The organism is Fervidobacterium sp. (genome assembly GCA_026419195.1).
In the GTDB taxonomy this organism is placed as follows: Bacteria; Thermotogota; Thermotogae; order Thermotogales; family Fervidobacteriaceae; genus Fervidobacterium.
In genome coordinates this window covers 1-560 of record JANZZV010000109.1, presented here as the reverse complement: position 1 = coordinate 560, position 560 = coordinate 1, and the positions used below count along the sequence as shown (strand labels likewise).

At 45.7% G+C, this 560-nt stretch carries 2 protein-coding genes; both read right to left on the bottom strand.

Annotated elements, in window-relative coordinates; all coding sequences use genetic code 11:
* The coding region (gene cheY / locus N2Z58_09505; GenBank protein ID MCX7654893.1) for a chemotaxis protein CheY at positions 1-126 on the bottom strand (126 nt) is incomplete at its 3' end.
* 38 nt (positions 127-164) lie between these two features.
* Positions 165-560: flagellar motor switch protein FliN (gene fliN / locus N2Z58_09500; protein ID MCX7654892.1), on the bottom strand; the 396-nt coding region annotated here is incomplete at its 5' end.

Below are 560 nucleotides of genomic sequence, written 5' to 3'. Positions count from 1 at the left end.
TCTCTCAACAGCCTGCACTCCGTTCTCTGCCTCACCCGCAACCTCATAACCGTTCTTAGTTAATATATCCCTTAACATCATCCTCATAAAAGCCGCATCATCCACTATCAAAACGCGAGCACCCATACACTTCATCCTCTCCCTTCCTAAGGATTCTAATCAAGCTATGTTAGCTTTTCTAACCTCTCTCTAGGAGAGATTATATCTGTTATCCTAACACCAAAGTTTTCATCTATCACAACAACTTCTCCACGAGCCACGGGCTTACCATTTACAAGCACTTCAACCGGCTCACCGGCTAACTTGTCAAGCTCTATTATAGATCCAGGTCCCAAGTTCAATATATCCCTTATATACATCTCAGTTTTACCAAGCTCCACAGTAACCTTAAGCGGAATATCAAGAATCAGATCTATATTCTTAGGTGGGACAGCTGTAGGAGCCTGAGCCTGAAGCGGAGCAAACTGAACCGGTTTGGCCTCTACAGGTGGCGCCTTCGGTTTTGCAGGTGCTTCAGGAATAACAGAAGGTGGCTTCTGAGCCTCCACACGTCCCTTAGC